Here is a 22676-nt window from a genome sequence, read left to right as displayed (position 1 = left end):
GGGTACTCACCTCCGCTGTCACCGGTGAGCTAAGCCGGGAGAGGCCTGAGCGGTTGCGGCGTAGCTGCCCATTGGGACATCGCCCCCGACCCTGGGCTTGAACGGAGCGGCTGCTGGGAGCGGCCGAGCGCCAGCCGCCAGGTTCAAGCTCAGGCTCGCAAGATCACTTAGCTTTGCGGAGGGAATGCGAGGGATCTGTGATGCTTTGGTTTTTGAAGGCCGCCTACGCCCCGGCGTTCATGTTTGGGTTCATCGGCGCGGGGCTGGCGCTCGTCACGAGAGGCCAGTCCTTGGCGTGGCTCGCACCGCTCCTCGGCGCCGCGATCGCGGTCTCATTCTTCGTGGAGCGGGTCATTCCCTACGAACCGATCTGGAACAGACCGCGCGGGGATAGCCGCCGCGATGTCCTGCACGCGCTGGTCAACGAAGCCAGCGTCTATGCCGGCGCAGCGCTGATCCCTGTGCTGACCCTGCTGTCGCCGGCCGCGGGCCTCTGGCCGGCCGCCTGGCCGATCTGGGCTCAGCTGGTGCTTGCGATCCTCTTGGCGGACCTCGGGATCACCCTTTGCCATTACTTCAGCCACAAGTTCCAATGGCTCTGGCGCTTCCACGCCGTCCATCACTCAGTAAAGCGGATGTACGGCTTCAACGGCCTCATGAAGCATCCTGTGCACCAAGCCGTGGAGACGCTCGCCGGGACTGCGCCCCTGATCCTGATGGGCATGCCGCTCCAGATCGGCGTCCTTCTCGGCTTCGCGGTCGCGATCCAGCTCCTGCTGCAGCATGCCAATGTCGACATGCGGCTCGGACCGCTGTGCTACGTGATGGCCTGGGCGCCCGTGCATCGCTTCCATCACCAGAAGGGGCCCGGCGTCGGCGACGTGAACTTTGGACTGTTCACCTGTCTCTGGGATTATCTTTTGCGCACGGCGTACTACGATCACAGCAAGCGCCTCAGCTCCGACGACATCGGCATCGGCGATCAGCCGAACTATCCGACGGACTATGTCGCCCAGCTGGCGGCCCCGTTTCGGAAAATCAGCTGAGACCAGGCGCTCGCCGGCCTAGGCGCTGGGCGTCGCGAGGTGGAGTTGGCTGGCGGTCACCCCGAACGTGGCCTTGAGGGTGCGGGCGAGGTGCGCGGCGTCGGCGAAACCCGCAGCATGCGCGGCGACCGTGGCGTCACGGCCAGCCAGGAGATGCTCGGCGGCCAGGCGAAGCCGCCGCCAGAGCAGGAAGCGCCGATAGGGCAAACCGACCTCCTCTGCGAAGAGGTGGCGGAAGCGCTCAGGAGACAAGCCCGCGACGGCGGCCGCCCGCTTGAGGGGCGTAGGCCCCTCCGATAGATCCTCCTCGAGCACAAGCATCGCCGCCTGGAGGCGCGGATCCAGGGGCCGGGGCGCAGGCGTGGGCGACGACAGCCACCTCGCCCAAAACTCTTGCCCCGGCGCGCCCCTCAACACGGCAAGAGATCGCGTTTGCCGGATTTGCCGCAGCTTGGCTTCCAGCTCCGTCGCCGCGTAGCGCGAGGGCTCCAGGAAGATGAGCTCGGCCGAAGGGGACGCCACGAGGCGATGGGGCGTCAAGGGATCGATCAGGACGCAGTCAGCGGAGACGCTGCGTCCCTCGGCATCGTGGACCGTGAGCGGCTCGCCGCTCAGGACGGCCTGTGCGGCGAAATGACGGTGGGCGGCGGCGTCGCCCACCGCGCCGCGCCAGACTGCCCATGTCGCTCCCAGCTCCAGTGCACCGGCCCAGCCCGGTTTATCCTTGCCCCCGGCAGGCCGACTCATGAGCGATTCCACAGTCCGATCCATGGAGCGGTCAGAGCGCCGTCGGGCGCCATCAGTTCAGGCCAACGCCGCGCATGATGAAACGGCTGCGCGGCAAGGCCGGCAATCGCCCGAAGTCGAGCCCGAGGTCCTGCTGGGGGACCTCGTAGCGAATCCTTCGGGTCAGCACCTCGAAGGCGCGCTCCATGATCTCAACTACGATCCACTCGCCCGGGCAGCGGTGGCCGGCCAGATGGTCACCGCCTCCCTGCGGCACGAAATCGAACGGACCGGGCGGATGGGCGGCGAACCGTCTGGGTCGAAAGGCGTCCGGATCGGCCCAGGCGGACGGATCGTGGTTGGTGCCGTACAGGTCCAGGATCACCTGCCGGTCCGCCGGGAAGCTGAGGCCGCGCCAGGTGAAGGGCTGCCGCACGCGCGCGATGAGCGACGGGAAGAACGGGTAGAAGCGGCGCACCTCCTGGATGAAGGCGTTGCGTTGCACCGGTCCCTCACGCGCTACCTGCGCCGCTTCCGGATGGGTGTGCAGGGCGTGGGCGAGCAAGACCACGTAGACAGCGGTCGCGACGGTGGGACGCAGCACGTTGGCGAGCTCGACGGCGGCGATGTTCGCCGCGAGCAGCTCGCCGTTGAACTCCCGCGCATGCGCGATCCGGAAGGCGGCGGTGTCCTCATCCGGTGTCTGGCCGCCGTCCCGGATCGCCTCGACAACCCGCGAGAGCCAATGATCGACCTTGCGGCGTGCGTAGCGGGACCAGAGATGTCGAGGGCCGCGCGCGCCGGCCGCATCGAACAAAGCTCGGAGTTCTCGCGCGCGGCGCTGGACCTCTGCCGCCTCGAGCGGCACGCCAGCCCACGCGCACACCGCACGCGTGAGCATCGGATGCAGTTCATCGTAGAAGGTGATCTCGCGGCCGTCCGACGCCCAGCCCGCCGCGGCACGCATTAGTTCCGCTTCGAGAAGCTCTCCAAGCACCCTGATGCGCTCAGGCGCCATCAGGTCCATGAACAGCTGCTTGCGGTGGCGATGTGCGTCACCGTCGAGCCCCTGAACGCCCCCTTCGCCGAGCAGGGTTTTGCGGATCGGCGACGGCATGGCGCCTTCTCGCTTGAAGCGGTCCACGTCGTAGAAGAGGGCCGCGGCTTCGGGTCCTTTCAGGCAGATCGTGTCCTTGAAGAGGACATGCGTTTCGAAGCCGTCTGCGCCGATCCGAATGCACTGTTTGGAGATGAAGCGATAGGGGTCAGTCACTAGGGCTAGAGTGGCGTCATGCGGCGGCTGGTGGCGGGCGGTCATGGATGCCCTTTCGCTGGAGGACTGGACGGGGTGGTGGCGGAGGCCTGCCGGCCAAGCGAGGTGAGCAGCAGCCATGCGACACCGACGGTGATCGCGGTGTCTGCGAGATTGAAGGTCGGCCAATGGAAATCGGCGATGTGGGCGTCGATGAAGTCGGTCACTGCGCCGAGGCGGACCCGGTCGACGATGTTCCCTAGGGCGCCACCGACAAACAGCGCGAGCGGCGCCGCCACGGCGAGACGGCGCTCGCGCCACATCCATGCCATGAGCCACAGCGCGACTGCCGCCGTGCCGGCGACCAGCAGCCAGCGCCCAAGTTCGCCTGAGCCGGCGAAGAGTCCTAAGGTGACGCCCGTATTGGACCCGAGCTGCAGGTTCAGAAATGGCCCCAGGGTCGCGGGCTCCGTGAGGTGGGCGCGCGCTATGAGCTTGGTGGCCTGATCGGCCGCGAGCACGCCGAGGCTAAGGGTGAGTCCAAGCGTCCTGTGCATCGAGGCTCCTTTAGCTGCTCAGCCTGCCACCTCTAGCTGCTAGAGGATCAAGCCCGATCTGGCGCCGCTCGAGCGCGCGAGCGGACCGGCCTGCGCCGGCGGCCCGCTGACAGAGCTTCAGGGAAGCGCGCTCGGTCCAGCGCCGCCGCAAAGGGACTGCGCAGCCCAACGTCGCGACGTGCGAGCCACTGCATTCGCTGGCAGGACTGTAGCAGTGCTTGTTGAAGCACAGCAATTTCAGGGCTTGTCCCGATGGCCCAGCAGGCGCAGGGCGTTGAACACTACGAGGAGCGTCGACCCTTCGTGGAAAACGACGGCCGCACCGATCTTCAGGCCAAAAATGGTCGCAGGGATCAGGAACGCGACCATCCCCAGGCTGACCAAGAGGTTCTGCTTGATGATGGCGCTGGTCTGACGGCTTAGGCTGACCGCGAAGGGCAGTCGCCGCAGGTCGTCCGCCATTAGGGCGACGTCTGCGGTCTCAAGCGCCACGTCGGATCCGGCTGCGCCCATCGCGATCCCCACGGTCGCGTTCGCCATGGCCGGCGCATCGTTGACGCCGTCCCCGACCATCGCGACGCCGCCCGCTTGCTCGCGGAGCGTCTTGATGAAGGCGACCTTGTCCTCCGGCATCAGTCCGCCGCGGGCGTCGGTCAGACCGAGCTTGGCGGCGATGGCGTCAGCGACGCCCTGATTGTCGCCCGACAGCATGATCATGCGCTTGACGCCCAGCCGGCGGAGGGCGGCGATGACCTCTGCGGCGCCCTCGCGCGGCGTGTCCTGTAGGCCGATCACGCCGAGGTAGGTCTCGCCGCTCCGAACTACCATGACGGTCCGCCCTGAGCTGGAGAGCCGCTCGACTTCACCGCGCACCTGCTCAGGCACGGGTCCCCCCGGAACGGTCTCGAAGAGCTTGAGTTTCCCGATGAAGACGTCTTCACCGCCAAAGCGCCCGCGGACACCTTGTCCGGTGATGCTCTCCACCGCCTCGGCGCGTCCGGGCGGGCCAGGCAGCCTTTCGGTGGCTGCCGTGACAACCGCTGCCGCAAGCGGATGGTCGCTCAGCCCCTCGACCGCCGCCGCCGTCTCCAGGAGCCGCGCTTCGTCTACGCCCACGGCAGGCACGACGTCGGTGACGCGGGGGCGTCCCTCCGTCAGGGTGCCGGTCTTGTCGAACGCCAGAGCCTGCAGCCTCCCAAGGTTCTCCAGCGGCCCGCCCCCCTTCACCAGGACGCCGCCGCGTCCTGCGCGAGCCACGCCGCTGAGGACGGCGCTCGGGACGGAGATCGCCAGGGCGCAGGGGCTGGCGGCGACCAGGACCGCCATCGCGCGGTAGAAGCTCACGCTGAACGGCTCGTCGACCACGACCCAGGCGAACATCAGGGCGAAGACACCCAGGAGGACGGCCGGGACGAAGATCCGTTCGAACTTGTCGGTGAAGCGCTGCGTGGGCGAGCGCTGCGCCTCGGCCTCGGCGACCATGGTGACCACGCGAGCTAGGGTCGACTCACCGGAGAGGCGCGCCACGCGCACCTCCAGGGCTCCAGCCCCATTGATGGTGCCCGCGAACACCTTTTGCGCGGCATCGGCCGTTTCGAATGCGATGTCGTGGCCCGCCGCGCGCTTGTCGACCGGCATGCTCTCGCCGGTGACGGGGGCCTGATTGACCGAACTCTCGCCTACGACGACGACCCCGTCGGCCGGCAGCCGTTCGTTGGGCCGAACCATGACGATGTCGCCGATCTCGAGCGCCTCGACGGGGACATCTTCGAAGGTGTCGCCACGCTTGCGGCTTGCGCGCTCCGGCGCCAGTTCGGCCAGCGCCTCGATGGCCCTGCGAGCCCGCCCCATCGCGTAGTGTTCCAGTGCATGGCCTAGGCTGAAGAGCACGAGCAGCAGGGCGCCTTCGGCCCACTCGCCCAACGCCGCCGCACCCGCCGCGGCGACCAGCATCAGCGTGTCGATCTCGAAGCGGCGCTTACGGAGATTTTCGAGCGCTTCGCGCAGCGTGAAGTAGCCGCCGAACCCGTAAGCCAGGAGATAGAAGGCCAGCGGGATGGCGCCCTCAAGGCGGAAGGACGCAAGCCAGCCGATCAGCAACACCACGGCGGACAGCCCGGCGAAGACCAGTTCCGTCCGCTCGCCGAACGGGCCACCGTGCTTGTGCTCGTGTCCCTCTCCCGGCTTGTGCTCGTGGCCCCCGTGCTCGCCCTCCTTCGCGGAGGACTTGCGTCGTGCGGCTTCCGCATTTGACTGCCCAAGGGCGGCCGCGCGCTCCAGCAGGTAGGCCTCCAGGGCGACGGGCTCGACCTTCGCGGGGTCGAACTCGACCAGGACCGCGCCGGTCACGCCCACATCGGCGTGGAGCACCCCCGGACGGCCTCGGAGGTCGTCCGCCAGGGTCCGGGCGGCGCGGGCATGCAGCGGCTGGCTCAGGCGAAAGTTGGCGTGGCCGGAGGCGCTTGCGAGGCGGGCGCCCTGCTGCACGGCCAGGGCGCGAACCTGGGACGCAGAGATTTGGGCTGGATCGAAGTGCACGCAGAGCACCGCGTCCTCGCGGCCCTGCACATGCGCTTCGGCGACCCCGGGCCTTGAGGCAAGGACCTCCGCGAGTTGCTGCACACAGCGCTCGCAAGCCTCCGCGGCGGCCGGCAGCAGGACCGGGATCTCGAGACGAAGCTTGTCTTCAGCCACAGCGCGTCCTTTCAACTTTCCGTCGCGGGCTCTGCGCGGCTCTCGGCCGCGTCCCGTAGAATTTCCAGCCCGCCCTTCGCCGCGATCAGGGCCACCAGCACGCCCACGACCAAGTCCGGCCAGGCCTGGTTCAGCCACATGATCAAGGCCCCGGCGACGAGGATGCCGCCGTTGGACGCGAAGTCATTGAGGCTGAAGGTCTCTGCCGCGCGCATGTTCACGTCGTCGCTTTGCGCACGGCGCAGGAGGAATAAGCAAACGAGGTTCACGCCCGCAGCGACGAGCGCCAGGGCCATCATGGTCCAACCGACGGGCTCGGTTCCGAGCCACCAGCGGCGGATCACGTCCAGAAGCACGCCGCCCGCGAAGATCAGCAGCATGATACCGGAGACCCCCGCCGCTCGGCGTTTCCAGACGGCGGCGCGGCCGACGGCCAAGAAGCTGATCGCGTAGACGGCGGCGTCTGATGCGTTGTCAACGGCGTTGGCGATCAGCGCGCTCGAGTCGGCGAGCAGACCGGCTAGGCCAAGGCTGACGAACAGCGCTGCGTTGAGCACGAACACCCAAAGCAAGGTCCGCCGTTGCGCACGGTCGACGTCGCTCAATGCGGCCATGTCTCCTTGGCAGTTGACTTCGGAGACCTCCCTCATTGCTCGGGGCCGATGGGGTGCGCGCCCGCGGGTGCGTAGTTGACCCGGATGCGACCGATGAGGTCCGCGGGCACTCCGAGGCGAGCGGTATAGGCCGCTGCTGCCGGATGCCGGCCCACGAGGGAGCCGCGCCATCGGACGTGCTTCAACGCCAGCAGGCCGCCCTGCCGGTCGAAGGCGGCGACATCCAGGTGGCCCCCAGTGGGGAGCCTGGACGTTGGGCGGCGGCGCACCAAGCCGCGGACCACGGCCGGATGTTCGCCGACCCGCAGATAGCCGGTGAGGATCTTTAGCGGGCCTCCTTCGACGAGCTCGACGGCTGGGGTCGGCTCGGCCAAGGCCGCGCCGGACGCCGCAGCGATCAAGCCCGTGGCGAGAGTCGCTACACGGCAGAACCGCTGGGCAGCCCGGGGGCCCGGCCGTGGCGCGCCTCGCACCCGGCCGCTCCGGACCTTCAACGGGCCTCGTTCCATTCCGCTCATGGTGTCAGTCCTCAATCCCTTCGGCGCTCCGATGTCGGACCGCCTGGGCGGCAAACGTCGGCAACACCAACAGGGTCAGAGCGGTTGCTGTGAGCAGACCTCCGATGACGACTGTGGCGAGAGGCTTTTGCACCTCAGCGCCTGCGCCGTGTGCGATGGCCATGGGGATGAAGCCGACAATGGCGACAAGAGCGGTCGTCAGGACAGCGCGTAGCCGGCTAGACGCACCTTCGATGGCTGCATCCTTCGGGAGCAGCCCTGCTGTCAGGCGCTCGCGGATCGCCTGCATCAGGACGAGCCCGTTCAGTGTCGCCACGCCCGACACCGCGATGAACCCCACAGCCGCGGAGACGGAGAAGGGCATGCCCCGCAGGAGCAAGGCGACGGCGCCGCCGACGAGGGCGAGGGGAACGCAGGCGAAGACGAGGGCCGCCTCCGCAAACGAGCCAAGCGCCATGAAGAGCAGAATGCCGATGAGCACGAAGACCACCGGGATCACCAGTCCTAGCCGTTGTTCGGCACGCTGCAGGTTCTCGAACTGACCGCCCCAGTCGAGGTAGACCCCGGTGGGCAGGGCGACTTTCGCGACGCGCTGCTGGGCGTCGCTCACAAATCCGCCGAGGTCGCGGCCTCGAACGTTGGCCTGCACCACCATCCGCCGGCTCCCGTTCTGCCGGCTGATCTGGTTGGGGCCTTCTGCTGTGTCGATGCGAGCCACGGACGCCAGAGGCACCACGGCGCCGGAGGTCGACACGACTGGCAGAGCTGCAAGGGCGGCGGGATCGTTGCGCGCCGCTTCCGGCAAGCGCACGACGACATCGAAACGGCGGTCGCCCTCGAAGATCTGACCCGCCTCAGCGCCCCCAATGCCCGCCGAGACGGCCTCACTCACGTCCGCCGCCGAAAGGCCGTAACTGGCCGCAGCGAACCGATCGACTTTGATGGTCAGGGTGGGCAGGCCGGAGGCCTGCTCGACCCGCACGTCCGCCGCGCCGGGGGTCTGCCGCAGGGCGGCGGCGACCTGATCGGCTGTTCGCTGCAACGTTCCGAAGTCGTCCCCATAGACCATCACAGCCAGGTCCGTGCGGACACCCGAGATCAATTCGTTGAAGCGAAGTTCGATCGGCTGGCTGAACTCGAAATTATTGCCGATCTGTTGGCCCGCCGCCTTCTCGATTCGTTCGATCAGTTCCTCTTTCTGAAGTCTCGGGTCCGGCCAGGCCTTGCGATCCTTCAGTACGATGACGCTGTCGGAGATGTTGGGCGGCATGGGATCCACCGCCGCTTCTGCGGTGCCTGTGCGGGAGAACATGGTCTCCACTTCCGGCTGAGCCTTGATGGCGCGCTCAAGCGCCATCTGCATGGCGATGGATTGCTCCAGAGAGGCCGACGGCACACGCAGGGCCTGCATCGCGATATCGCCTTCGTCCAGGGTCGGGATGAATTCGCGGCCGAGTGTGAAGAACGAGATCACGCCAACGAGCAGCGCCATGCCCGCCGCCATGAGCACCATCCTTGGTCGCGACACCGCCGCTCCGATCGCCGGCTGGATGCGCTGGCGCGCCCAGCGAAGGATGCGAGTCTCGTGCTCCTCCACCCTTCCGTCTGGGCCCGAGTGCACCGACTTAGGATCCCGCACGAGCAAGGCGGCCATGGCAGGCACGAAGGTGAAGGACAGGATGAACGCGCCGACCAGGGCAAGCATGACCGTCGCGCCCATGGGCTGGAAGGTCTTGCCTTCGACGCCTTCGAGGGTGAGCAACGGGGCGAACACGAGCAGGATGATGAGCTGACCAAAGGCGGCGGGCTTGACCATCTGCCGGGCGGCCTCAACCGCCGCGCCGAGACGCTCGTGTCGGGTCAGCACCCGACCCAACTCGGCACGGCGCTGGCTGAGCAGTAGCAGCGTATTCTCGATCACGACGACGCCGCCATCGACCATCAATCCGAAGTCGAGGGCACCGAGGCTCATCAGGTTTCCGCTGATCCCGAACCGGTTCATCCCGATCACCGCGAACAGGAAGGAGAGCGGGATCATCAGCGCCGTGATCGTCGCCGCGCGAATGTTGCCGAGCAGCAGGAAGAGGATGACGATGACGAGAAGCGCGCCTTCGGTCAGGTTGCGCGCAACGGTCTTGATGGTCGAGTTGACCAGCTCGCTTCGGTTGAGCACCGGAATCGCGACCACGTCGGGCGGAAGTGAATCATCCACTTCTGCCAGCCGTTCCGCCGCGGCTTGAGCGACGGTGCGACTGTTGCCCCCGGCGATCATCAGCGCGGTGCCGAGAACGGCCTCGTGGCCGTCGCGACTGGCGGCGCCGAGCCGCAGGCCCTGTCCGATCTCCACGGTCGCGACGTCTGCGACCCTCACGACCAGACCATCCCGGTTCACCACCGGAGCCTGCGCCAGGTCCTGAATGGACCCGGCGAGGGCGTCGCTCCGCACGACCAGGGCCTCGCCCGCCCGCTGAACGAAGCCTGCGCCAGCCTGGGTGTTTGCGCGCTCGAGCGCCTGCACAAGATCGCCCAGACTGAGCTTGTAGGCTGACAGTCGGGCGGCGTCCGGGCGGACTGCGTACTCCTTTACATAACCACCGACGGTATCCACGCCCGCCAGCCCCGGGGTGGAGCGCATCTGCGGCGCGATGATCCAGTCCTGCACCGTGCGCAGGTAGGTCGCCCTCTGCTGCGGAGTCGCCAGCCGCTCTCCCTCGGGCGTGAGGTAGACGCCATCCGGCTGCCAACCCGGCCGCCCAGCCCGCGCCTTCGCCTGGTCGAAGGCCGCGTAGTCGACTGTCCACATCAGGACTTCGCCGAGCCCGGTGGTCACGGGGGACAGCGCCGGCTCGACACCGTCGGGCAGGTTCTCCTGTGCTTCTCTCATCCGCTCGGCGACCTGCTGACGAGCGAAATAGATATCAGTCTGGTCGGTGAAGACGGCGGTGATCTGGCTGAAGCCGTTGCGCGAGAGTGAGCGGGTGCTCGTCAACCCTGGGATCCCCGCAAGGGCGGTCTCCAGCGGATAGGTGACCTGCCGTTCGATCTGCTCGGGGGCGAGCGAAGGCGCGACGGTCGTGATCTGGACCTGACGGTTGGTGATGTCCGGGACTGCATCGATCGGCAGCCGGGTGAGTTCGAAAAGCCCGAGGCCAGCCACAACGGCGACAGCGAGGATCACGAACCAGCGGAAGCGTACGGACGCTTCGATCAAGGCTTTAAACATAGGAAGTCCTAGTGTCCGTGCTCGGCTTCGCCCTTGGCGAGTTCGGCTTTCAGGAGGAAGGCGTTGGCCGCGGCGACCCGCTCCTCGCCGCCCAGCCCGCGGAGGATCTCGGTGCGGCCGCCGGCTTGGCGCCCAACCAGCACCGGTGTGGCACGGAAGCCTCCGTTCACCGCCACGAACACGACGCTCGAGCCCTCGATGCTCTGAACGGCATCGCTTGGCACTGTCAGCCCGCCTGCCTCAGCGCCGGTGATGACCGCGCCCGTCACCGCCGAGCCTGCCGGGGGGAGCACGCCTCCAGCCGCGCGTGCGCGGATGACCGTCGCACCCGTCTGCTCGCCGGCAGCCGTCGCAACTCCGACGATCACGGCGTCAAATTCGCCCGTGGGCCCTTGGACCCGAATCCGGGATCCTGCGCGAACGCCGGTGGCGACACTCGGCGGTGCATTGAAGACCAGTTCGACCCGGTCGGGGTTGGTCACTTCGGCGACGACGCCGCCCTGCGTGACGAAGCCGCCAGGCCCGATCGCGACAGAGGTGACGACGCCGGAAATCGGGCTGGTGACGGTCAACCGGCCCGCAGCGTTCGGCCCCCCCGACGCCGACGCCCGCGCACGGGCGGCCCGCGCCGCCGCCTCGGCGCTGAGCGCTTGAGCTCGCGACGTCTCGACCTCTTGCCGTGCAACGATCCCCTGGGAGCCAAGGCTCTGGTCACGTTGATAGGCGCGTCGCGCGGCGTCGGCCGCTGCGGCTGCAGCGTCGGCGTCGGCTCGGAAGGTAGCGGCTTCGCCGCTTACCAGGACCGCAAGGCCCTGGCCGGCGCGGACCGATTGCCCGGCGGCTACGAGAACCCGTTCCACGCGGCCGGCCACAGCCGCTCCAACGCTGGCCCGGGCATCGATCATCGGCTCGACACGCCCCGAAAGCCGGACTTCGCCGCCGCTGCCACGGGTGACCGCGACCAGCTGAATTCCGGAAGCGCGGATCTGCGTCGGCGTGAGCGCAACGACTCCTTCGGGCGCTGCGGCGCCCTCTTCGCTGTGGCCTTCTTCCTCCGCGCCTTCTTCCGCGTGCTCCTCGCCAGCGGCGGGAGCCGCGGGCTTGCTCATCATGTTCGACAGGACGAACCCGCCCCCGCCGGCCAGCATCACTGCGGCCGCGACCGCGCCATATAGGCGCGCATTGTCCCTCTTCATTGTCATCATTGTACTCCGGGGGTGGCGACGCCGCTGAGCCGAGCTTGCGCGGCCTGGGCGCTGATCCGCTCGACGGCGGCTGCAATGGTTTGGGCGCGCGCTTCAGTCAGGGCGCGGCGGGCGGCGACCAGTTCGGCGAGCGGGAGTTTGCCGGCCTCGTACCCGATGCGGGCGAGACGATAGGCTTCTTCGGCGGTGCTCTCGCCCTCGCGGGCTGCCGCGAGCCGGGTTTCGGCCGCTGAGATGCGCGCCGTGCTGGTGCGGACGGCGGCTTCGGCGTCGAGCCTGGCCGCGTTCAGCCGGGCCTCGGCGGCTGTCTGTTCAGCCCGAGCGGCGGCGATATTGCCGCGGTTCTGATCGAACAGCGGCAGGGGCACAGAGACGCCCGCGACGAGCGCGGTGGCGTCGTCCTCTTGGAAACGGCGCAGGCCGACGGAGAGGGTCACATCCGGAATGGCTCGACGTCGTTCAACGCTAAGGCGTCGCGCCGCCGCTTCTCGCTCAGCCTGTGCAGCGAGGAAGGCCGTCGTCGCGTTCGCTGCGGGATTGGCTCCGGAGAAGAGTGGAGCTTTCGCCTCGAGTAGGCTGACCGGGATCGAGGTGATTGGCGCCGACGCCCCGGCGAGGGCTGTCAGATTGCCGAAGGCAGTCGCACGCGCAGCCTGGGCTTCGTCCACCGCCGCACGGGCGGCTTGCACCGCCGCCTGAGCCTGGAGACGCCGCAGGTCGGCCTCCCGTCCCGCCGCGACCAGGGCTGTGGCGATGCGCGCATCCTCTTCCGCGAGGCTTCGCGAGTCATGGGCGAGTTTCAGTCTCCGTTCGGCCGCCTCGGCATCAGCATAGGCGGCCGCCAAATCGAAGGCGTATTCCGCTTCGATCCGGCGGGCCTGGGCGCGAGCCGCCTCGACTTCCGCACGCCCAGCCGCGACCCGCCCCGAGCGCTTGCCGCCAAGCTCGACAGTCTGACCGATCGTCGCGGTGGTCTCCGACAGGCTCGTCCCGCGGAAGGGACCGGAACCGGAGAAGTTTTCGATCTCGAGTCCCACGCTCGGGTTGGGGATCGCGCCTGCCTGCCTTGCGAGCCCTTCGGCCCGAGCGATGTTGGCGCGCGCCTCGGCGAGACGGGGGGCGGTGGCCTGCGCCTGGGCCAGCAGTGCGGCGAAGGGCGGCGCAGGTTCGGCCATAGCGGCGCCCGCTGCGCCGAGGCTGACCAGCAAGAGCAGTCCCGCCAAAGGCGAGCTGCGGAAGTCGGGTTTCATGGTGTCCCTCTTGAACGTGACGGAATGAGCGCGTCAGCGCGCGAGCCGTCAGGCTCTGGGAGGTCGGATCAGCCCGAACTTGGGATCGGAGATCGGCACCCGGTTGCGCACGAACGGGTGGGCAACCGCCAGCAGCGGAGCGGACAGCTCGCCGGCGGCTAGCGTGGCCGGTACGTAGGGCGCGCTGTGATGGCAATGTCCGTGGATGCAGATGCCGCGTCCCTCGTCGAGAGGCGGTGGACCAGCATCGTCGGCGGGGGCGGCGGCGACAGGCAGTTCAGCCGCAACGGCGCTCAGGCTGCCTTCGTCGCGGCAGATGAGGCCGTCGAGACCCGGCCCGAGCGTGAGCACGGTCAGCACGAGCGCAGCGAGCACCATGCCGACCTTCCGCCACCAGGGTGAGGTCCATTCCATCGCCCGTCCCTATATCGAGACTGACGAGCGCTGGGAATGCGTTACAAAATCACGTTCGGCTTTCGCCGCGCGACGCTCTTCACGGGCCTGAGCGGTGATCTGCCAAGCGGAGCGGAAAAAGACCGCTGCCAGCAGCACGCCCACGATCACGTCCGGCCAGCGCGACCCTGCCACAGTGACAGCCACGCCGGTGGCTGCCACGGCAAGGCATTGGATGAGGTCATTGCGCGTGCAGAGCCAGACGGACCGGACGTTGGCGTCGCCCTCGCGGAAGCGCACCAGAAGCAGGGCCGCCAGGAGGTTGGCGGCTGCGCCGAACAGGCCCAGGCCGGAGATAGCGCCGCCCTCCGGCGAGGCCCCGGTGAGCGCCCGCCAGATGGCCAGGCCGAGGATGCCGGTCGCCATCACGGCGAGGCTGGCGCTTTTGATGAATGCGGCGCCGGAACGCAACTGGACGCTCTTGCCGATCACCCACAAGCTCAAGGCGTAGGTGGCCGCATCGGCTGCGAAGTCGAGTGTGTTGGCCGCCAGCGCAGCCGAGTCGGCGAGCCAGCTGCCGATGGCGACGACGACAAAGCCAACGATGTTGATAGCGATGACGGCGGTGAGGGCGCGCTTGTAGGCCGGAGACGCGCCGTCGAACGCGACGGCGCTCCCGCAGCCACATCCCGCGGCAGCCGGCCTCTCGGAGGTTGAACAACTGGACATGCAACCACCCTGCACCCTCTAGTGGCTAGAGGATCAAGCACCTATTTTGACGGCACGACAGGAGGCCGCATGCCAGCGCTCACAATCGGCAAACTCGCCAAGGCGACCGACGTGAAGGTCCCGACGATCCGCTTCTACGAGCAGATCGGGCTTCTGCTCAAACCGGACCGCACCGAGAGCGATCGCCGCATTTACGATGATCGGGCCGTGCGTCGGTTGGCGTTCATCAAGCACGCGCGCCAGCTTGGCTTTTCCGTCGACGCGATCCGCACCTTGCTCGACCTAGCCGATCATCCGGATTACGCCTGTGACGACGCAAACGCCCTCGCAGCAGAACAGCTGACCTCAATCGAGACGAAGATTGCCCAGTTGCAGGCGTTGCGGTCCGAGTTGAAGCGCATGGTTGCGACCAGCTGCCGTGGCCTCGCCGGCGACTGCCGCGTCATCGAAACTTTGGCCGATCACGCCCTTTGCGTCACGGATCACTCGACCTCCCGAGCGCTCCCGTGAGGCCGTTTGCTGGCGCCGCCCTGATGCTCCTGCTCGCCATCCTGTTGATCGGCTGCGAGCGGGAGCCGACCGTGGAGCTGACGCCAGAGGAGATGAGCCATTTGAGGCTCAAGCGGTTGGACCCGGAACACGGCCGACCAGTACGCCCGCTGATCTCGCAGTTCGGCACCGAGGAAGGACTTGGAGAGGTGGTCGCAATCGATCCGAGCAGGTTGACGGTCTCGCTTCGTCACACGCATCAATCCCGCAACGACTGGCCGAGCATGGTGATGAACTTTCGTGTCCGGCAAAGCGATATCGCACGCCTTCGGCCGGGCGCGCGCGTCTACTTCCGCGCTACCGTGCAGGATGAGGCGGGCGAGATCCTCTACGTTTCTCCAGCGCCGGCGAGCTGATGGGCCACCAGTTCGAGCCGCCGGGCATGGCGTGTAGCCACCGAACGAAGGGCGAGCTTGCCGACAATGCGGTCGAACGGCGGCTCGCCGAAGCCTCCGACCACTGTGCTCGGGTGGGCCAAACCTGGACTCCAGGGCGAGCACGCATCTACGACTTGTTGGTTCGCGCGGAGAGGCCGATCGGCGCCTATGAGCTGTTGCAGGCGCTCTCGAGGCCAAGCTACGCAGCCAAGCCACCGACGGTTTACCGGGCTCTGGAGTTCTTGGTTCGCGTCGGCCTCGCACACCGGATCGAGAGCTTGAATGCATTCGTGGCCTGCGACCGCCATCACGGCCGCTCAGCGATCGAATTCCTGATCTGCGACTGCTGCGGCAGGGCCCAGGAATGTGAACTCGAAATCGATCAGACCGCATTCGCGGCCGCTTCTGCACGAGGCTTCAAGCCCAACCGTCTCGTTCTGGAAGTCCACGGCGTGTGCCCAGACTGCGTCGGCTGAGTCCCGATAGCAGCCCGGCATTGTCGGAGATTGTTTGGTGCGGGCGGTCGGAATCGAACCGACATGACCGAGGTCGCGGCATTTTGAGTGCCGTGCGTCTACCAGTTTCGCCACGCCCGCGGCGGAGACCTATCTAGCTTCCGAGGAGGCGTTCGCCAAGAAGGCGCTAGGCGTTCGCCAGCGCCTTTCCCGCGGAAGGGACCTTCCGCGTTTTGGAACGGCCGTTAAGCGCTGCTGCATCCACGCGCGTCTTGATGTGGGACGCGTAGAATTTCTCGATCATCTCCACGCTCGTCCGGCAGTTCTTGGCCACCTGGTAGATGTCGGCGCCTTCGAGCAGGCGCAGGCAGATGTACGTGTGACGCAGGCTGTAGGCGGTGCGCGGGTTGCCGTCGCGATCCTCCTTCAGCCCTAGCTCGTCGAGCACTGCGTTCATGAGCTGCCGCTGGATCTTCCCGAACACGGGAGCTGTCGGCTTGCACACGCCGCGCCGCTTCAGCAGCCGCTCGAAGGGGGCGACCGCGTCGGGCGTGCTCTTGCAGAAGCCGACACCGCGTTTGCCGCGGACGTCGATCTCCAGAATGCGTTGCCGCGTGGCGGCGTCTGTCACGACCTTCACGTCTCGGAATTCGAGGCGCTGGGCCTCGTCGGGGCGGAGCCCAGTGTTCGCCATGAACTCCACGAAGTCGTGGAAGAGCTCGCACTCACTCCGCCAACGGTCGCGCTTCGGGCTGCGGGCGCGTTCTTCGGTCGCTGCGCGTAGCCGTTCGTACTCCTCAGGCGAGAACCACGCGCGGTGCGAGATCTTCCCCGACGTCTTGTACGGCGCCGACATGTCTGGAACGGCGGCGATCCATCCATGGCGGTTCGCCGACTTGAGCACCTGGCGAAGCGTGACCGTCTCCTGATGCAAGGTGCTCCGCGCCGGGCGCTTGCCGCCCGCGTTGCCGAGCCGCGCGACGCGATATTGCTGGATCAGACCCGCTGTCACCTCGCTGACCGGGCGTTTGCCGAAGAACGGGAGAAGATAGAGCTTGAGGTGCCGTTCCTTGTTCTCGACGTAGCGCGCATTCCGCTCACCGGCGGTCAGGACGCGGTACTCAGCCATGAACGCTTCCGCGGCCTGCTTGAAGGTCTTGGCCGTCGGGGAAGAGGGCAGTGGCGGGACGGTCGCGACCGCCCGGTTGAGCCCAAGGCTGCGAGAGCCCAACCGATCTTCGGCGATGCGGTCGAGCGCCCACTCACGAGCGACGGTCAGCGCCGCGTCGAGCCGGTCCTGGTGGGTCGACGCTCGATGGTTCCGGCCGCTGAGGTAGATGGCGCATTGCCAGAAGCGGCTGTTTTCGCGCCTGTAAACGTGAACTCGGCCGTCGAGAAGGGTATGGCGTTCGGCGGGCATGTCTTCGGCTCCTGCTGAGCAGGTGTGCAGGACATGTGTAAGTCCGAAGGCCTATTAAGCTGCTGTTTTTGCAGCGAAAGATAGACGCTCCTGGCTTTTGAGTCCGGCGCGTCTACCAGTTTCACCACAGGGGCAGCGGTTGCTGGTTACACCGGCTGGCCTCGGGGGTGCAATCGGCCAGACGCGCGAACGCATCCCCAAAGACATCCCCAGAACCTGCAGGGCGCAGGAAACGCCACGAGGCCCCGCCGCGACCGGTCGACGCCCGAGGAGGACCGCGTCAATGCGGCCCTTGCGTCGGGGCCGGCCACGCAATAGTTGATAATCGTTCGCATTAGTGGCGGGCGCTGGAATTCCTGGGATACGATGCACGAGACAGTCGGCGCCCCCGTTGCGCCTGCGGAAGTAGGGGCGTCCGCGGAAGGACTCGTCCGCCTGAGCCAGGCCCGGCCCGGTGACCACGGCGTCATCGCCGAGGTGCGGGCCGATCACGCCACGGAGCATGCCGTGGACGTCCACGAACTGGAGCGTCGCCTGCTGGAGTTCGGCTTCGTCGAGGGCGCCGCCTTCGAGGTGCTGCATCAGGGGCTGTTCGGCGCCGACCCCATCGCGGTGAAGCTGGACGACATGCGTGTCGCGTTGCGCCGGCGCGACGCCGCCGACGTGTGGGTGCGGCTGGAGGCGGACCGATGAGCGAGGCCGCGCTTCCGCCGACCCGCATCGCGCTGGTCGGCAACCCCAACACCGGCAAGACGGCCCTGTTCAACGCCCTCACCGGCGGGCGCCAGAAGGTGGCCAACTACGCCGGCGTCACCGTGGAGCGGAAGGAAGGCTTCCTGACCACGCCCGGCGGCCGGCGGCTGTCGGTGCTGGACCTGCCCGGCACCTATTCCCTGCGCGCGCGCAGCCCCGACGAGGTGGTGACCCGCGACGTGGTGCTGGGCCGCCTCGCGGGCGAGGCGGCGCCCGACGTGGTGGTGGCGGTGGCCGACGCCACCAACCTGCGCCTGGTCCTGCGGCTGATCCTGGAACTGAAGGCCGTCGGGCGGCCGATGGTGCTGGCGCTCAACATGTACGACATCGCCCAGCGCCAGGGCCTGCGGATCGACCTCGAGGGCCTCGGCCGCGAATTGGGCTGCCCGATCGTGACCACCGTGGCCACGCGCAAGCGCGGGATCACCGAGCTGGCGGAACAGGTCGATGCTCTCGTCGAGTCCGGCGCGCTGGCCACCGACAACGCGTGGCATGAACCGTCGGCCGCCGAGATCCGCAGCGCCCACCGCGACGCGCAGCGCCTGCTGAAGGCCCACGTCCGCCCGCCCGAGCGGCCCGACACCCTGACCGGCCGCATCGATTCGGTGCTGCTGCACCCCGTGGCGGGCCTGGTCATCCTGCTGGCCCTGCTCTTCCTGATGTTCCAGGCGGTCTTCACCTGGGCGGGGCCGCCGGCCGACGCCATCGAGGGCGGCGTCGCCTGGCTGGGCGGCCTGGTGGGGGAATGGCTTCCGGACGGCCTGATCCGCAGCCTGATCGTCGACGGCCTGTTCGCGGGCGTGGGCTCGGTGCTGGTCTTCCTGCCCCAGATCCTGGTCCTGTTCCTGTTCATCATCCTCCTGGAAGACCTGGGCTACATGGCCCGCGCCGCCTTCCTGATGGACCGGATCATGGGCGGCGCCGGCCTGCACGGACGCGCCTTCATCCCGCTGCTGTCGTCGTTCGCCTGCGCGATCCCCGGCGTCATGGCGGCGCGGGTCATCGACCAGAAGCGCGACCGGATGACGACGATCCTGGTGGCGCCGCTGATGACCTGTTCGGCGCGGATTCCGGTCTACACCCTGATCATCGGCGCCTTCATCCCCGACCGCACGGTGGGGCCGGGCCTGAATCTCCAGGGTCTAGTGATGTTCGGGCTGTACGCCGCCGGCATCGCCAGCGCGTTGGCGGTCTCGTTCGTGATCCGCAAGGTCTTCTGGCGCGGCGCGGTCGAGCCGTTCCTGATGGAGCTGCCCACCTACAAGCTGCCCTCGCTGGAGAGCGTGCTCCGCAACCTCTGGCTCCGGGCCGAGATCTTCATCTCCCGCGCCGGCCGCATCATCATGCCGCTGATGGTGCTGGTGTGGGTGCTGTCCACCTTCCCCGGCCCGCCCCCCGGGGCCACGGACCCGGCCATCGACTACAGCTTCGCCGGCATCATCGGCCAGGCGTTGCAGCCGCTGTTCGCCCCCATCGGCTTCAACTGGCAGATGGTGGTGGCCCTGATCCCCGGCTTCGCGGCGCGCGAGGTGGCGGTGGCCGCGCTGGGCACCGTCTACGCCGTGGGCGACGCCGAGGCCAATGTGGGCGCGCTGGGCGCGCGGCTGGCCGAGCACTGGAGCCTGGCCACGGGCCTCTCGTTCCTGGCCTGGTACGTCTTCGCGCCCCAGTGCGCGGCGACCCTGGGCGTGGTGAAGCGCGAGACCAACTCCTGGGGCTGGACCGCGGTGATGTTCGTCTACATGGTCGCCCTCGCCTACCTCGCCTCGTTCGTCGTCTACAACGTGGCGGTGGCCCTGGGAGCCGGTTGACGGCCTGGCCGACGGGCGCCGTCCCGGCGTTAACCTCGCCTTTCCCGTGCGATTTAACCGGCCGATAAAGGAACAGGGTGAATGCTGTCGGCGTCATGCAGAAACCGCAGGAACCCGCCAACGACGCCCCCACCGGGAAGAAGCCGCCCATCCGGGTGAGGCAGACCCTGTGCAAGCGCGTCCGTGAGGCCCTTCTATCGCTCGGTGGCGAAGCGCACCGGTCGATGGTGATCGAACAGGTGGCCCGAACCCTGGGCCACGACGTCCGGCAGATCCCGGAGGAACTCCAGCTCGAGGTCATCGTCTCGTTCGAGCAGACCTGGCGCGACGAGCGCAAGCGGGCCGCCTACGGCTTCCACCTGCCGTTCGGCGAAGGCTCGCACCGCTGGAGCGTGCGCGAGGACGCGCTGGCGGCTTAGCGCGATGGGCTCTGAGAGCCCCTCCGTCGCGCCGAGATCGTTGCAGGCGAGCCGTGGACTTCGGCGTTCACCCCTCCGGAAGGTGCTCAACGCCCGTTCCAGGTCGCCCGCCCTCAACCTGTCGAACCGACGGGATGTCGGAGCCTGAGCCTCTACCCTCCGGGGTGCAGCCCCGGCGCCTCCTGGCCCGTGCGCGCGACATACTCCGTGTAGCCGCCGCCGTACTGATGGATTCCCTCGGGCGTCAGCTCCAGCACGCGGTTCGAGAGCGCCGCCAGGAAATGGCGGTCGTGCGAGACGAAGAGCATGGAGCCCTCGAAGTCCGCCAGGGCGGCGACCAGCATCTCCTTCGTCGCCATGTCGAGGTGGTTGGTCGGCTCGTCGAGGACCAGCAGGTTCGGCGGATCGAACAGCATTCTGGCCATGACCAGGCGCGCCTTCTCGCCGCCCGACAGCACGCGGCAGGGCTTCTCGACATCGTCGCCGGAGAAGCCGAAGCACCCCGCGAGGGTGCGTAGCGCGCCCTGGCCCGCCTGCGGGAACGCGCCGTCCAGCGACTCGAAGATCGTCTCCTCGCCGTCCAGCACGTCCATGGCGTGCTGGGCGAAGTAGCCCATCCTGACGCTCGCGCCGATATTGACCGTGCCCCGGTCCGGCGCGGTGGCGCCGGCCACGAGCTTCAGCAGCGTCGACTTGCCCGCGCCGTTGGCGCCGAGCACGCACCAGCGCTCCTTGCGGCGCACCAGGAAATCGAGGCCCTCGTAGATGGACTGCGCGCCGTAGGCCTTGTGGACGCCGCGCAGGCTGATGACGTCGTCCCCCGACCGCGGCGGACTCCTGAACTCGAATTGAACCGACTGGCGGCGGCGGGGCGGCTCGACACGTTCGATCTTGTCGAGCTTCTTGACCCGGCTCTGGACCTGGGCGGCGTGCGAGGCGCGCGCCTTGAACCTTTCGATGAACTTGATCTCCTTGGCCAGCATGGCCTGCTGACGCTCGTACTGCGCCTGGCGCTGCTGTTCGCCGAGCGCACGCTGCTGTTCGTAGAAGTCGAGATCGCCCGAGTAGGTGATGAGCGAGCCGGCATCGATCTCCACCACCTTGCCGACGATGCGGTTCAAGAAGGCGCGGTCGTGCGACGTCATCAGCAGCGCACCGTCGTAGTTCTTCAGGAAGGCCTCGAGCCAGATCAGGCTTTCCAGGTCGAGGTGGTTGCTGGGTTCGTCCAGCAGCATGCCGTCGGGCTTCATCAGCAGGATGCGGGCCAGCGCCACGCGCATCTTCCAGCCGCCCGACAGCAGGCCGACGTCGCCCTCCATGCGCTCCTGGCTGAAGCTCAGGCCGGCCAGCACCTCGCGCGCGCGGGCTTCCAACGCATAGCCGTCCAGTTCCTCGAAGCGCTCCTGGACTTCGCCATAGCGCTCGATGTTGGCGTCCAGGTCGTCGGCCTGGTCCGGGTCGACCATCGCCGCCTCGAGCTTGGCCATCTCGGCGGCCAGCGCGCTGACGGGCCCGACGCCGTCCATCACCGCGGCGACCGCGCTCTGGCCCGACATCTCGCCGACATCCTGGCTGAAATAGCCGATGGTCATTCCGGCATCGATCGCGACCAGTCCGTCGTCGGGCTGCTCCTGGCCGGTGATCATGCGGAACAGCGTCGTCTTGCCGGCGCCGTTCGGGCCAACGAGCCCCACCTTTTCCCCCTTCTGGACGCCCATCGAGGCTTCGATGAACAGGATCTGGTGGCCGTTCTGCTTGGAGATGTTGTCGAGGCGTATCATGCGGCGGTGAGCTAGCTCGGGCGCAAGGAGAACGCTAGCCTCGACCCACGGGCGGCATGTCCAGGTCCGCCATCCATACGGTCCGGCCGCGAGGACGCCTGGGCGTCGTGGGGCGATTTCTGAACGTCGCGCGGCTTGGTCTTATGTGGCTAGGCGCAGTTCGACAAAGGCGCCACGCGGGTCTCACACTCGACGTCTATTCGCAGTGCGGCGGCGCTTTCATCACGCATGGCGCATGAGCATAGTGTCGTCATGAAACATCGAAGCGGCATCGCCAGTGTCATCATAGGCGCAGCCTTCGTCTTGGGTTCAGTCGCCCGCGCGCAGGAACAACACCTTGTCCACGCGGATGAGCCCCTTTGGGCTCCAGGGTCGGATAACGTTTGGCCGAAGCATTTCATCAGCAAGAATGAATTCGGCTGCATCCACCCGATCGGGTTAGGCGACTGGAAATTCACCCCCCAAGACGGAGATGTAGACTTCGAGACGTGGTATCGAATTACAAACTACGGAGTCTTCCATTGCTGGATGAATGTATCCGAGGGCAGTGATCCCGAAAGCCAATCCCATAGTCGTCCTTCATTCCTGATCCGTATATCGGAGGGCGGCCCGATGGAGCTGTGGGTGATGCAGATTGGCGCAGTGCCAGGCAGCAACTATCTCTTGCTATCCCGACCGCCCGAAGGTGGGCTGATCAGCCAGTTCAATGTGTTGCAGCACCAATGCCATCGCAGTCAGACGCGTGGCGGTCCGTCACTGGACATATTGAAAACACGCTATTGCAGCATCAGCACTCGCAAAGAACTCATCGCTCTCGCGAGACGGATGGCGAGCCTCCCTCCACGTGGAACACTGGTGCTTCAGAACAGTGAACCAGGAGCGAAATAGCCTCATCGATCTCCAA

Annotated in this window: 21 protein-coding genes and 1 tRNA gene; 8 read left to right on the top strand and 14 right to left on the bottom strand. The window is 67.5% G+C overall.

The window, feature by feature from the left end; genetic code table 11:
• Positions 1-200: 200 nt before the first annotated feature.
• Entirely contained in the window at positions 201-1046 is an 846-nt protein-coding gene (locus tag ABS78_RS18625; protein WP_293382896.1) for a sterol desaturase family protein, read from the top strand.
• Between the two features lie 18 nt (positions 1047-1064).
• On the opposite strand, the gene ABS78_RS18620 is transcribed toward ABS78_RS18625, so the two are convergent.
• From ABS78_RS18620 to ABS78_RS18570, 11 genes are all read right to left on the bottom strand, one after another.
• On the bottom strand, positions 1065-1793 hold the full coding sequence (locus ABS78_RS18620) for a helix-turn-helix domain-containing protein (RefSeq protein ID WP_293382893.1): 729 nt from the start codon (positions 1791-1793) through the stop codon (positions 1065-1067).
• Between the two features lie 52 nt (positions 1794-1845).
• Positions 1846-3090: a cytochrome P450 gene (locus ABS78_RS18615; RefSeq protein ID WP_293382890.1), complete on the bottom strand. Its 1245-nt coding sequence runs from the start codon at positions 3088-3090 to the stop codon at positions 1846-1848.
• Entirely contained in the window at positions 3087-3581 is a 495-nt protein-coding gene (gene lspA, locus ABS78_RS18610; RefSeq protein WP_257835909.1) for a signal peptidase II, read from the bottom strand. Before lspA ends, ABS78_RS18615 begins: the two co-directional genes overlap by 4 nt.
• Before the next feature lie 237 nt (positions 3582-3818).
• Positions 3819-6275, bottom strand: a complete 2457-nt coding sequence (locus ABS78_RS18605; RefSeq protein ID WP_293382887.1) for a heavy metal translocating P-type ATPase — start codon at positions 6273-6275, stop codon at positions 3819-3821.
• 11 nt (positions 6276-6286) lie between these two features.
• On the bottom strand, positions 6287-6889 hold the full coding sequence (locus tag ABS78_RS18600) for a cation transporter (protein WP_257835910.1): 603 nt from the start codon (positions 6887-6889) through the stop codon (positions 6287-6289).
• 32 nt (positions 6890-6921) lie between these two features.
• Complete coding sequence (locus ABS78_RS18595; protein ID WP_257835911.1) at positions 6922-7263, bottom strand: hypothetical protein; 342 nt, start codon at positions 7261-7263, stop codon at positions 6922-6924.
• Positions 7264-7411: 148 nt separating this feature from the next.
• The gene (locus ABS78_RS18590; protein ID WP_293382884.1) at positions 7412-10630 is read right to left on the bottom strand and encodes a CusA/CzcA family heavy metal efflux RND transporter; all 3219 of its coding nucleotides are present in this window, start codon (positions 10628-10630) and stop codon (positions 7412-7414) included.
• An 8-nt stretch (positions 10631-10638) separates the two neighbouring features.
• Entirely contained in the window at positions 10639-11835 is a 1197-nt protein-coding gene (locus ABS78_RS18585) for an efflux RND transporter periplasmic adaptor subunit (protein ID WP_293382881.1), read from the bottom strand.
• A complete protein-coding gene (locus ABS78_RS18580) occupies positions 11832-13085 on the bottom strand; it encodes a TolC family protein (protein WP_257835912.1) in 1254 nt (417 codons plus the stop codon). The genes ABS78_RS18585 and ABS78_RS18580 overlap by 4 nt, the downstream gene beginning before the upstream one ends.
• Positions 13086-13133: 48 nt before the next feature.
• Positions 13134-13463, bottom strand: a complete 330-nt coding sequence (locus ABS78_RS18575; protein WP_257835913.1) for a hypothetical protein — start codon at positions 13461-13463, stop codon at positions 13134-13136.
• Between the two features lie 45 nt (positions 13464-13508).
• Positions 13509-14207, bottom strand: coding sequence for a cation transporter (locus ABS78_RS18570; RefSeq protein WP_293382878.1), 699 nt, complete (start codon positions 14205-14207; stop codon positions 13509-13511).
• Positions 14208-14276: 69 nt separating this feature from the next.
• Between ABS78_RS18570 and ABS78_RS18565 the strand changes: the two genes are divergently transcribed.
• Genes ABS78_RS18565 through ABS78_RS18555 form a run of 3 tightly spaced genes read left to right on the top strand, consistent with a single transcriptional unit; the run spans position 14277 to position 15609 of the window.
• A complete protein-coding gene (locus ABS78_RS18565) occupies positions 14277-14717 on the top strand; it encodes a helix-turn-helix domain-containing protein (RefSeq protein ID WP_257835915.1) in 441 nt (146 codons plus the stop codon).
• 23 nt (positions 14718-14740) lie between these two features.
• On the top strand, positions 14741-15112 hold the full coding sequence (locus ABS78_RS18560; RefSeq protein WP_257835916.1) for a copper-binding protein: 372 nt from the start codon (positions 14741-14743) through the stop codon (positions 15110-15112).
• On the top strand, positions 15112-15609 hold the full coding sequence (locus ABS78_RS18555) for a Fur family transcriptional regulator (protein WP_293382874.1): 498 nt from the start codon (positions 15112-15114) through the stop codon (positions 15607-15609). The genes ABS78_RS18560 and ABS78_RS18555 overlap by 1 nt, the downstream gene beginning before the upstream one ends.
• Positions 15610-15644: 35 nt before the next feature.
• Here the strand turns inward: ABS78_RS18555 and ABS78_RS18550 are convergent.
• Both ABS78_RS18550 and ABS78_RS18545 read right to left on the bottom strand, forming a co-directional pair.
• Positions 15645-15729, bottom strand: a tRNA-Leu gene (locus ABS78_RS18550).
• Between the two features lie 46 nt (positions 15730-15775).
• Positions 15776-17008: a site-specific integrase gene (locus tag ABS78_RS18545; RefSeq protein WP_257835917.1), complete on the bottom strand. Its 1233-nt coding sequence runs from the start codon at positions 17006-17008 to the stop codon at positions 15776-15778.
• 366 nt (positions 17009-17374) lie between these two features.
• Between ABS78_RS18545 and ABS78_RS18540 the strand changes: the two genes are divergently transcribed.
• The 3 genes from ABS78_RS18540 to ABS78_RS18530 all read left to right on the top strand — a co-directional run bounded on the left by ABS78_RS18540 (position 17375) and on the right by ABS78_RS18530 (position 19991).
• On the top strand, positions 17375-17701 hold the full coding sequence (locus ABS78_RS18540) for a FeoA family protein (RefSeq protein WP_293382871.1): 327 nt from the start codon (positions 17375-17377) through the stop codon (positions 17699-17701).
• Positions 17698-19572, top strand: coding sequence for a ferrous iron transport protein B (gene feoB, locus ABS78_RS18535; protein ID WP_293382868.1), 1875 nt, complete (start codon positions 17698-17700; stop codon positions 19570-19572). Before ABS78_RS18540 ends, feoB begins: the two co-directional genes overlap by 4 nt.
• A 95-nt stretch (positions 19573-19667) precedes the next feature.
• Complete coding sequence (locus ABS78_RS18530; protein WP_293382865.1) at positions 19668-19991, top strand: hypothetical protein; 324 nt, start codon at positions 19668-19670, stop codon at positions 19989-19991.
• Between the two features lie 152 nt (positions 19992-20143).
• Here the strand turns inward: ABS78_RS18530 and ABS78_RS18525 are convergent, their stop codons facing one another.
• On the bottom strand, positions 20144-21772 hold the full coding sequence (locus ABS78_RS18525; RefSeq protein WP_293382863.1) for an ABC-F family ATP-binding cassette domain-containing protein: 1629 nt from the start codon (positions 21770-21772) through the stop codon (positions 20144-20146).
• Between the two features lie 252 nt (positions 21773-22024).
• Between ABS78_RS18525 and ABS78_RS18520 the strand changes: the two genes are divergently transcribed.
• Complete coding sequence (locus ABS78_RS18520) at positions 22025-22660, top strand: hypothetical protein (RefSeq protein WP_293382860.1); 636 nt, start codon at positions 22025-22027, stop codon at positions 22658-22660.
• The last annotated feature ends 16 nt before the right edge of the window (positions 22661-22676 follow it).

Origin of the sequence: Phenylobacterium sp. SCN 70-31 (assembly GCF_001724605.1) — a bacterium.
Taxonomy (GTDB): Bacteria; Pseudomonadota; Alphaproteobacteria; order Caulobacterales; family Caulobacteraceae; genus Phenylobacterium.
The sequence above is the reverse complement of the archived record's forward strand: the minus strand, read 5'-3'. Positions and strand labels throughout refer to the sequence as shown.